This is a genomic window from Paenibacillus peoriae KCTC 3763 (genome assembly GCF_000236805.1).
Lineage (GTDB): Bacteria > Bacillota > Bacilli > Paenibacillales > Paenibacillaceae > Paenibacillus > Paenibacillus peoriae.
The window spans coordinates 1-12,289 of sequence record NZ_AGFX01000001.1 but is presented as its reverse complement, the minus strand read 5'-3'; the positions used below and the strand labels follow the sequence as shown (position 1 = coordinate 12,289).

Annotated in this window: 2 protein-coding genes; both read right to left on the bottom strand. The window is 55.2% G+C overall.

Going from position 1 to position 12,289, the window contains the following annotated elements; all coding sequences use genetic code 11:
* Positions 1-10: 10 nt before the first annotated feature.
* The gene (locus KQI_RS0100010; RefSeq protein ID WP_010344581.1) at positions 11-11,254 is read right to left on the bottom strand and encodes a non-ribosomal peptide synthetase; all 11,244 of its coding nucleotides are present in this window, start codon (positions 11,252-11,254) and stop codon (positions 11-13) included.
* A gap of 64 nt (positions 11,255-11,318) precedes the next feature.
* Positions 11,319-12,289 (bottom strand): condensation domain-containing protein (locus tag KQI_RS26470; RefSeq protein WP_039774088.1); only part of this gene is annotated, 971 nt, incomplete at its 5' end.

Genomic DNA, 12,289 nt, shown 5'->3' with positions numbered 1-12,289 from the left:
GAATGTGTCATCAGTTTAATTTTTCTCCCAGCATTTCAAAAATGTCGCTGACATCCTCCATCTCAAGGCCTTTCGCGCTGAAATCACTTGGCGTGTAATCCCTGTCCTCTTTCTCAACACAATGGCGGATGAGGCTGCACAGATGATAACGGAAACGTTCCATAAGCCCAGCTATTGTCCCTCTCAAGAACTCCCTTTTATTAAAAGAGCATGACAGTGTGAAACACCCATTCCGTACGATGCCTACAAAATTAAGAGCATATAACGCTTCAGAGTTCGGGCTGGTCTGCGAGCCCATCTCGTATGGAGAAGGCCCGAAGAACTCTGTATTCAGCTCACTGTCGATCTGCCCCAGATAATTGAAGCTGATTTCCGGCTGTTGCACCCGCAGAGACGGCATATCGCTTTCATCTGCGCTGAAAAGATATCGGTAAATACCGTAGCCAATTCCCTTATCCGGGACAGCCCGAAGGCTTTCTTTGATAAAAGGGATCAGCCGGGACGGATCATCTGCAAATCCGGTATCCAGAACAACTGGATACTGGGCCGTGAACCATCCCACCGTACGCGAAATATCAAGGCCCTGCAGTATTTCTTCCCGGCCATGTCCCTCCAGGTTGATGCTCACTTTCTCCTGCTCCGTCCATTCCCGGAAGGTCAGAACGAGTGCACTCAGCAACAGATCATTGATCTCCGTGCCGTAAGGCTGGTGTGCTCGCGTCAGCAGTTGCTGCGTCTCCTCCTCTGTCAGCTCGAATTGGGTGGCGGCATGGTCTTTGACTTGGCGGATACCGATTTCGCTATCCTTCGGCAGAGCGCCTATGTCAACAGCTTTAAGCTCCTGCCAATAGCCCGCCTGCTTGAGAAAGGCCTCGGAGTGGGCATACTTCTCCAATTCGGCTGCCCATTGCCGGAACGAGTTTGTTTTGTCCTGCAGCGTAATCGGCTCATTTCGGCCTGCCTGTACGTAACCCGCTGCAAAATCCTCCAGCAAAATACGCCATGATACGCCGTCCACAACCAGGTGATGAATCACAATCAACAGATGACTGCCCTGATCTGTATGGAACATAGCCGCCTTCACCAGCGGTCCACGGCTTAGATCAATCCCGCTTTGAATCCTTTCCGCTTCGCTTTCAATCGCCCGTTTCCATGCTGACGGACCGGATTTTTCCGCTTCGGGTGCTTGAAATACCTCAGATAATTCAAACGCCTCGGATGATTCAGATGCTTTGGATGCTTCAGATGCTTTTGATACTCCAGATATCTTGGATGCGTTGGACGATTCAGACACTCCATACGCTTTGGATGCGTTGGTTGCTTTGAACATTTCGGACGGTCCGGTCACTTCACACCCTTCAATCCCGGTCCGGTAATCGAATTCCTCCAGCGTAAACAGCTCACCTTCTACACCCCGGTTGTACTGTACCACTCCGTCTTCCGTCTCGGTATACACCATCCGCAGCGCATCGTGATGCTCCACCAGCGCTCGCAGCGCCGCTTCCGTCTGCCTCCGCTCAAACCCTTTCTCCGCATACAGCATGACCGATTGGTTCCAGTGATGCCGATCCGTAAAACGCTGCTCAAAGAACCACCGCTGCACAGGCGTCAGCTTCACTTCACCCTTCACTTCGGACTGGTCTGCTCTCTCGCCTTTTAGTTCCTCCAGGTACGGGGACACCTGCACAATGGTCGGATTCCGGAACAGGTCCTTCATCTCCAGCTTCCAGCCGTGCTTGTGCAGCCGGCTTGCCATCTGGATCGCCTTGATCGAATCCCCGCCGAGGGCAAAGAAATTGTCCTCCGTGCCGACCCGCTCGACGCCCAGCACGTCCTGCCATATCTCCGCCAGCAGTGCTTCGCTTTCACTGGTCGGCTCACGATACGCCGCTGCTCCGGCTGACGTATCCGGCTGCGGCAGCGCCCGGCGGTCCAGCTTCCCGTTCGCGGTCACCGGCAAGCCCGCCAATGCCGTCCAGTACGCTGGCACCATGTAGTCCGGCAGCACCGCTGCCAGGTGGCGCTTCAGTCCTTCCACCTCCAGCGCGGCTCCTTTCGCCAGTCCAGGGATTACCACGTATGCGCACAGCGCCGTCTGGCCTTGCTTATCCGTCACGTCCAGCACAGCCGCTTCCTTCACTTCCGGGTGGCTCAGCAGTCGGCTCTCAATTTCCGCCAGCTCAATCCGGAAGCCCCGTACCTTCACCTGCTGGTCGATCCGGCCTACATATTCGATCCGGCCATTGCTGCGCCATTTTACCAGGTCGCCCGTCCGGTACATCAAACCTCCCGGCACGAACGGATCGGCTACAAAACGCTCCGCCGTCTCCTCCGGTCGGTTACGATACCCCCGCGCCAGGCTCCGGCCTGCGATGCAGAGCTCTCCGGGCACCCCGATCGGCTGCGGCATATCGCCTGCACCGAGCACATACACCCGCGTATTGACAATGGGTTTGCCAATCGCAGGTACAGCCTCGCCTGCTTCAACCGTCATGCTCGTCGCTACCACCGTACTTTCCGTCGGTCCATAGTTGTTCACCAGCGTATAGCTCCGCTCCGGCGGCAGCGCCCGTTTCAGCTTGTCCCCTCCGGTCAGCAGCACCCGCAGGGAGCGGTTCTCCAGCTCCATAAACTGCTCGCACAACTGCGTCGGCAGGAAGGTAATCGTAATGCTGTTCGTCTCGAAATAGCGGTTTAACGACTCCAAATCCATTCGGATGCCTTCGTCAATCACATGGATTTCCGCTCCGGCCACCCAATAAGGGAACAGCTCCCAGACAGAGGCATCAAAGCCAAAGCCCGCATATTTCGCACTCCGATCCTCTGCCGTTACGCCAAAGGCCCCGTTATGCCAGCAGCACAGGTTCACCAGCGATTGATGCTCGACCATAACCCCCTTCGGCTGACCGGTTGTCCCCGACGTGTAGATCATATACGCCAGATTGTGCGGGCCAGCCGCTAATGGCGGGTTCGGCTCGTCAGCCCATCCCGTAGGAACGACAGATGGACTGTCTTGGAGCAAGTCGGCTTCATCCCGGCTACCATCTCCGGGACTGCCGACCGTCTGCACGTCTCCGAAACTGACACCTTCGTGGAGGCTATCACCAGACAGGCCGTCTCCCGATAGCCCGCCGTCCAGGTACACCACCTCGCCGCTGTAATTCTCCGGTATCGGCAGACCGCTTTGTGTCACCAGCGCCAAGGCTCCGCTGTCAGCCAAAATATAGGCGATTCGCTGCGCTGGATAATCCGGGTCAATCGGCACATACGCCGCTCCTGCCTTCATAATGCCCAGCACCCCGGACGCCATCTCCAGCGACGGCTTCACCATAATGCCGACGGCCCGTTCCGGTCCGACACCTCGCTCCCGCAGCAGCCGCGCCAGTTGGTTCGCACGACCGTTCAGCTCGCAGTAGCTCCACGTTTTTCCGCCATACGTCACCGCCGCCGCCTCTGGTGTACGCTCCGCTTGCTCCTCGAACAAACCAACCACTGTCCGATCTTCCGGCACCTCCTGCTCTGTCCGGTTCCACTCCTTCAGCAGCACATACTGCTCTTGCTCCGTCAGCAACGGCAGCATACCCAGTTGAATATCCGGTTCGGATGCCGCAGCAGATAGCAGATTCAACAAATGCCCGCTCCAATATCCGACTGTTTCTTCCCTGAACAAATCAGCCGCATACTCGAACTGGAGTCCAATGCTGTCTCCGTCCTCGAACGCACCCAGTGTCAGATCAAACTTGGCCATACCGTGAGAGTCACCATACGGGGAAATGGCAAGCCCGTCGAGACGCAGCGTCTCCCGGTCGGGATTATCAACCGTCAGCATCACGCTCACGAGCGGATTACGACTCAGATCACGCGGCAGATCAAGCTTTCCAACCAGCTCTTCAAACGGATAATCCTGATGATCCAACGCCTCCAGGCACGTTTCCTTCACTTCCAGCAAAAATTCACGGAACGTCTTTCCATTCTCCGGGGCGCAACGCAGCGCCAGCGTGTTGACGAACATACCCGGCATTTCCCGTACAGCCGGGATACTTCGCCCGGCCACCGCCGTGCCGACCGCGATATCCTCCTGTCCGGACATTTTAGCCAAAAAGGTGCCGAACGCCGCAAGCATCACCATGTGCAGGGTCGTCCCCGTCTCTTGCATCAGATACCGGATATGCTCCGCCGTTTCAGATTTCGTTTGAAACCGGACCTGACCGCCGCGGAAGCTCTGCACCGGAGGACGTGGAAAATCAGCGGGCAGTTCCAGATTCGGCAGCGGCTCGGCAAAACGGTCGAGCCAGTAGCGCTCCTGCAAAGCGATATGCTCCCGCTGAGGTGCCTCTTCCTGCCAAACGGCAAAATCCTTGTAATGCAGCTTGGGCGCAGGCAGTACCTCCCCCTTGTACAAGCGGGCAATCTCTCGGACAAACAAGCTGCGGGTTACTCCATCCGCTACGATATGATGCATATCCAGCAGGAGCAAATGACGATTGTCGCTGAGTCGGATCAATCCGGTCCGCAGCAGTGGTTCGCTACTCAGATCGAACGGCCGGATAAACTCCGCAATGATCGCTTCCGTTTCCTGTATTCCGGCATGGACGGTGTGCAAATGCACCTTGGCCGCAGCGTGGATCATCTGAACCGGAGTGCCGTCGAGTTCCGTAAAAGAGGTCCGCAGCGACTCGTGGCGTGCAACCAGCGAATGGAGCGCTCCTTCAAGCCTTCCGACATCCAATGCGCCTTCCAGTAACAGTACTGCCGGCATATTGTAGCCGGTGCTTTGCGGATCGAGCTTGTGCAGAATATACATTCGCTTCTGCGCAGACGATACCGGGTAATAATCCCTCTTCGCCGCCGGGGCCATCTCGTTCCGGATACGGTCTTCCGCAGTATTCATGACGCTGCCTGTGGCTGATCTTCCATCATCTGTCCCTTCAACGACTGTTTCCTCTATATACCTCGCCAATGCCCGGACTGTCGGCCGCTCAAACAGGGCTTTGAGTGAAATATCCCGCCCCAGCCTGCTCTGAATAGCGCCAACCAGCAGGATCGCCTTCAGCGAATGTCCGCCCAGATTGAAGAAATTGTCGTCAATACCGACGCGTCCCATACCCAATGTCTCGGCCCATACCGCGCACAATTCGGCTTCGATGTCGGTTTCAGGCTCAGCGTAGACACCAGCGGTAACCACCGCAACCCGAGGCTCCGGCAGAGCCCGACGGTCAAGCTTGCCGTTCGCCGTAAGCGGAAGGACATCGATTGGAATGAAATAGGACGGAATCATGTGTCCCGGTAACTGTGCGGCCAAAAAGCTCCTCAGCTCAGCTACCGCGAGACCAGACGCTGCCACAAAGTACGCGGATAATTCAAGCATGCCGCCCTCAGCCGCAGTCGTGACCACGGCAGCCTCCCGAACAGCCTCATGTCGGAGTAAAACCGCTTCAATTTCCTTGGGCTCGACCCGATAGCCCCGTATTTTTACCTGATCGTCACCACGCCCCATAAACTCAATTCGTCCATCAGGCAGCATACGCGCCAAGTCGCCTGTTCGGAATAGCGTCTTCTCCGGATCATACGGGTTGGTCACAAATTTTTCGGCGGTCAAGTCAGGACGATTCAAGTAGCCCCGCGCGAGTCCCGGACCTGCCAAATACAGCTCCCCAGTCACGCCAGGGGCCACCAAACGCCGTGCCGGATTGAGAATAAACGCGCCTGCACCGCGAATCGGACGGCCGATGGTTGGTCTGGATACGTATTCCTCCAACCGCTCCGTATCAATAAACTGGGCCACCGCCCCAACCGTCGTCTCTGTCGGGCCGTAGTGATTCATCAGCCGGGTTCGCGGATACCGATCATGGAAACGGCGCAAATCTGCCGGGTTGATCGGTTCTCCGCCCAGCACGGCCAGCCGCAATGGCGCCAAATGCTCCGTAACCGCAAAATTCTGCGCCAAAACCAGCGTATGAAACAGGGATGGGGTGCATTTAATGTACGTAATTTCCTGTTCTCCGATATAACGGCTGAGCCGGTCGGGCGATGTCACTGTTTCTTTGGAAACGATGTGCAGCTCGCCGCCTGCCAGCAGTACCGGATACAGGCTCGTATAGCCTAGGTCGAACGCGTAGGATGACAGCAGCACCGTCTTGTCATCCGGGGACAGCTTCGCCTCAGTCGCAAACCAGCGTGCATAATGCAGAAGGCCTCTATGCGTGAGCTGCACCCCTTTCGGATTGCCCGTCGTACCCGACGTATAAATGATGTAAGCCAAACTTTCACTTTCGTGTTGGTCCTCTTCGGATCGCCAAGGCTCCGACTTATACAAACTATCGTCGTCCACATTCAGCATGGCTCCGCGATAGCCCTCTGGCAGACGTTCCGCGTTATCACCGTCCGCGATCAACAGTAGGGCTCTGCTGTCCTCCAGCATAAATCCAATGCGCTGGTCCGGCGTTTCCGGGTCAATCGGCAGATATGCGCCGCCAGCCTTCATGACCGCCAGCATCGCAACAATCATGGCCGCGGAACGGCCGAGAAGAAGCCCCACAACGCTGTCACGCCCGACTCCGTGCGACCGAAGACTGCCGGCCAGCCGGGCAGCTTTGTCTTCCAGTTCCCTGTAGCTCCATTTTTCCGCTCCGCAAACAATAGCCGTACGGTCCGGCGTGAGCCGCGCCCGCTGGTCCAACATACCGTGGAATGTTCCTTGCGGCGGCTCATACGCAGGATCAGGGGAGCTTTCTTCCAGCAAATACCGCATTTCGGTAGGTGGAAGAAGCTCAATATCATTCAGCATACTATTGGGCGTGCTGACGGCATGCCGCAAAATTTGCAGCAAGTGTCCGCTCCAGCGCCGGATCGTCTCCTGTGTGAACAATGCGGTCGCATAATCGAAACTCAAGCCGATGGCTCCATCCTGCTCCACCGCCTCAAGAGTCAAGTCGAATTTGGACGTTGGGTGATGGATCGCATACGGTGAAACCGTCAGCCCGTCCAGATGCAGCGCTGGAATCTCCATATTCAACATATTGAATGATACGCTGAACAGCGGATTGCGGCTGATATCCCGTTCCAGAGGCAGCTTCTCAATCAGCTCTTCCAGTGGATAATCCTGATGGGCAAATGCCTGCAGAGTCGTTTCTTTGATTTCATTCAGATAATTTCTGAATGTCTTGGTTCCTGACGGCGCGCAGCGCAATGCGAGCGTATTGACGAACATCCCCGGTATACCAGCCGTTTCGGCTCGTGTTCTGCCCGCCGTTGGCGAGCCAACGATAATATCTTCCTGGGATGAATACTGTGCCAGCAAAAAGCTGAACGAAGCAAGCAGCACCATGTATACCGTCGTATCCGTCTCGGCAGCAAGCCTCCGAATTTGATTGGCAAGCTCTCCGTCAATCCCGAAGACGACCCGATCCCCGACATAATTACGCTCGTAAGGACGTGGATAATCGGTAGGCAAATCAAGCACAGGCAGCTCACCCTTAAACGTGTCCAGCCAGTAAGCTTCCAGCCGTTTCATGCTCTCCCGCTGCGCCTCTTCGTTCTGCCATACGGCAAAATCCTTATAATGCAACTGCGGTGTAGTCAAGCTTTCACCATGGTAAAGGCGGCCCAGATCATTCACCAGTATGCCTGTTGAACTACCGTCCGAGATGATATGATGCATGTCGATCATTAACAGATGCTGCTTCGCCTCCAAAGCAACGAGAGCCGCACGAACGAGAGGAGCCTTGTGCAGGTCGAATGGTCGAATAAACTGACGAATCAGCGTTTCCGCCTCTTCTCCCTTCGCCGTTAAAATCTCCAGAGAGAACGGAACCTGACGGTGAATGCGTTGTACCAGCGAACCTTCGGCCATCTCAAAAGATGTTCGCAGTGATTCATGTCGTTCGATCAACTGCCGGAAGGCGGCCTCCAAACGCTCTGGGTCAGCTTCCCCTTCCAGCAGCAGAACGGCTGGAATATTGTAGCTGATTCCGGTTTCCCCGAGCTGATTGACGATATACATTCTTCGCTGTGCCGAGGACACCGGGAAACATTCTGCCGCAGGTGCCGGGTTGATCGGCTGCCAATCCGGTAATTCAGACCCGCCAGCGGCTTCCTCCATCTGCAAGCAGGCAGCAAGTTCGCGGATGGTTGGCCGTTCAAACAGCGTTTTGATCGTCACTTCCTTGTGAAGCTGCTGCCGTATTTTTGCGGTCAGCATCATCGCTTTAAGCGAATGCCCTCCAAGGGCGAAGAAATTGTCCTCTGCCCCAACCCTCTCTACGTCGAGCGCCTCGCTCCACAGGTCGGCCAGCAGTTGCTCCATTTCGTTAGCTGGCGCAACGTATCCTGTAGCGGCTTCGCCAGCTCCAGGCTCAGGGAGCTTTTTGCGATCCACTTTCCCGTTTGGCGTCAGCGGCATTTGCTGCAATTGTATGAAATGGGACGGTAGCATATAGTCCGGTACCATCCGTGACAGTGCAGTTCGCAGCTCTCCCGCCGTTATCGGCTGTTCCCCGATGACATAGGCGGCCAGCGTATGTTCTCCCGGCTGATCCGTATTGACGACAACGACGGCCTCACGGACCCCCTCCACCTGCATCAGACGTGCCTCGATTTCGCCAAGCTCAATCCGGAAGCCACGGATTTTCACCTGATTATCCATCCGTCCCAAATATTCAATATTGCCGTCCGGCAGCCAACGTGCCAGATCGCCGGTCCGGTACATTCTCCCGCCGGGCGTGAAAGGATCTTCGACGAATTTGTCCGTCGTCAGCTCGGAGCGATTCAGATAGCCTCGCGCCACACCGTCTCCCCCTACGCACAATTCTCCTGGAACACCGATCGGCTGTTGCTGTCCGCCAGTGTTGACGATATAAGCGGTTGAGCTGCCGATCGGTCGGCCAATCGGCACTGAGCCGTCATAATCCTGGTCAATCCGGAAACAAGTCGAGAAGGTCGTATTTTCGGTAGGTCCGTAACCGTTCCATAAGAACAGGTTCGGGCAAGCCTTGCGTACCCGATTTACATGTGCTGGTGCAAGTGCGTCCCCGCCAATAATTAGATGTCGCACGGAAGCGAACATGAGCGGATTATGCTGAGACAGGTTATTAAATAGTGGCGAGGTTAGCCACATCATCGTAATGCCGTGTTTGCGTAAAAATCCGGCAAAAGCATCGCCGTCAAGCAGGGTGTCTTTTGGCACCAAATAAAGCCCCGCACCGTGCAGCAGCGCACCAAACAGCTCAAATGTGCTTGCATCAAAGCTGATAGCACCTGTCTGCGCCATTCGTTCTTCTTCTCCGAAAGGAATGTAACCAGCATCCATGACCAGTCGGATGACGTTGCGCTGCTCAACCATCACCCCTTTGGGTCTCCCGGTTGAGCCGGACGTATACATGACATAGGCCAAATCGCCCGGACCATTGACTCCTGCAAGGTTGCGTTCTTCTTCGTGCTCCCCAGAGAAAGGAAGCTCGCCTTCAGCTCCGAAAACCTTCTCTTCCTCGTCTATGATCAGCACATCGGCAGCTCCCACCAACCGATCCAGTCGGCCTGCCAGCCCTCTCTGCGTCAGCGTCAGTCTGGCTCCGCTGTCCTCCAGCAAATAGGAGATCCGTTCTTCGGGATATTCCGGGTCCATCGGCAGATAAGCGCCACCGGCTTTCAAAATGGCAAGAACGCCGACAACCGTATCGGCTGATTTTTCGGTCATCAACCCGACGATCTCGTCCGGTTGTACACCGCGCGCCCGCAATCTGTGCGCAATCCGGTTGGCGCGCGCGTTCAATTCGCGGTACGTCAGCGTGCCGCCTTCCCATATGACCGCTTCGCGGTCCGGTGTACGCGCCGTCTGCTCCTCGAACAGCGCTGCGATGCTTTTGTCCCGGGGATAGTCGGACCGAATACCGTGAAAGCGTCCAATTTCATCTTGTTCCGCTTCATTCAAAATGCAGGCCCGGTTCACTTTGCTATTGGGATTGGACAGTGCTGCGCGAAGCAGCGCCGTCAGGTGCCCGGCAGCCTTTTCCATCCATTCCCGCTCGAACACAGCGGCATTGTACATCATTTTGAGCGACCACGTTTCACCGGGATACACGATCAGGTTGAAATCGTAGTTCGTCTGTTCAAATGAATCCGCCACACGCACAGAGAACCCCAGCCGCTCCTCCAGACTTCCGTTAGCCAGTTCGCGATCAAGCGGATAGTTTTCAAAAGCAAGCAGATGGCTCACAAGACCACTTTGCAGCTCGGAACGCTTTTGAATTTCATACAATGGCAAATAATCGTGTTGTTCCGCCTCCAGCGCATAAGACTGCACCGTAGTAAATAATTCGGCGAACGTCGTTCCGGGCCGGACGGTCACACGCACCGGAACCGTATTGATGAATAATCCCGCCATTTGCTCGACTCCACGAATGGAGGCTGGACGACCAGAGACGACCGTCCCGAACACTGCATCCTCCGAATCATTGTACCGGGCGAGCAGTGCCCCCCACAGTGCCTGAAAAAGGTTAGGGGCCGTTACCTGATACTGGCTCGCCAGCGCCTTCAGCGCAGTGACTAGTTCAGGCTCCCATTCCCATTTAAATTCTTCGTTCCGGTATGCCTCTCCGTCAGACCCGGTTTTCCGCCACGGGAGCGGAGTGGGACGTCCAAATTCCTCCAGACGCCCGTCCCAGAACGCATAAGCTGCTTCCTTATCCTGCATTTCCAGCCATTTGATATAGTCCCCGTAGGGCTTCTCCCGTTCGGGAAGGAGCGGAGAGCCGCTGCGAAGCTTTTCGTAGTTGCCGAATAGCTTTTTCATCAGCACGCCGAGACTCCAGCCATCTATGAGAATGTGATGGTTGCTCCACACCAAACGGTAATCATGCTCACTCAGCCGGAATACAGCGACGCGAAAAAGCATATCCTTGGCCAAATCAAAGCCTTTGGCCTGAATTTCCCGCTTGTAGCTCTCCATCCGGCGCTGCTGCGATTCCGGCTGCATTCCTTCCAGGCTCTCACAGTGGACCTCAGCCTTGCGTTCAGCAAGTACAATTTGTCGTGGCCGTTGAAGCTGCTGATAAACGAAAACTGTCCGTAAAATGTCATTGGAGCGAACCAACTCATCCACGCTTTGCTGCAAAACCTCGGTATCAAGATTACCGGTAATATGCAGCTCCATCTGTGTAAAATAAGAGGAGGATTCAGGATCAAGCATCGCGTGAAACAGCATACCTTCCTGCATTGGCGTTAAGGGATACACTTTTTGAATTTTCGGTTTGGTCATAAGTCACCTCTCTGTCAAATGTTTTCAATATAAGTCGTTGTAAACCACTAAAAGCCGCAAAAGATTACAGCATCTCCATCAATTGATCCAGCTCTTCAATCGTCAGCTCATCATCGCCCAGATCGCTCGGTGTCATCTCTCCGCCCTCCTGGCTCATGCAATGATCAATCAGGCGCACCAAATGCGTTTTGTAGCTTTCGTTCAGAGCCGAGATGGTCTCGCTTGTGTACTCCAAACCGTTGTAGGCAATGGACATACACAGCACACCGCCTTCTATATATCCGACCACGTCAAGCGACGTTGGCTTTTCTCCTTCTTGACCGAGTGGACTTCCCATTGGCATCGAAGAACGAACAAATGCATCCGCATTCGCTGGTTCCGAGAACTGTCCCAGATAATTGAAGCTAATTTCGGGCTGGAGCGAAAAATCCAGTTCGGCCTTGTATTCATCAGGGGTCACGTACCGCAAAATGCCGTAGCCAACCCCTTTATTTGGAATATGGCGCAGATCTTCTTTAATCCGTTTTAATTGGTACGCTGTATCCTCCGCATGACTCATGCCGAGCACAAACGGATATTGGCTCGTAAACCAGCCGACCGTGCGTGAAACGTCAATCTCCTCAATCACTTCTTCCCGCCCGTGTCCTTCCATGTTCACAAGTACATGATCGAATCCGGTCCAATCCTGCACGGCGTAGCCAAGGGCTGTCAGCAAAATATCGTTCATTTCAGTGCGATACGCCTCATGCGCCTGGGTTGTCAAATGCAGCGTCTGCTCCGGTGACAGCTTAAACTCCGCCGTTACCGTATGTTGCATGCGCCGATCGCCCGTTTCGCTATCCTTGGGCAGCGGCAATGGGCACATCTTTTCGAGTTCGCTCCAATAAGCGATTTCTTGAAGCAGTAGCCGGGATTCAGCGAATTCATGCATCCGCTCAGACCATTCGGCGAAGGAATGAGTTTTAGCCGGCAGCATGACCGCTTCTCCCCTGTCTTCCTGTTTATAGGCAGATGCAAAATCCTCCAGCAAAATAC

Bases quoted from the DNA above. Each gene is read 5' to 3' on its own strand.
- KQI_RS0100010 (WP_010344581.1), bottom strand. From the start codon at position 11,254: ATGACCAAACCGAAAATTCAAAAAGTGTATCCCTTAACGCCAATGCAG.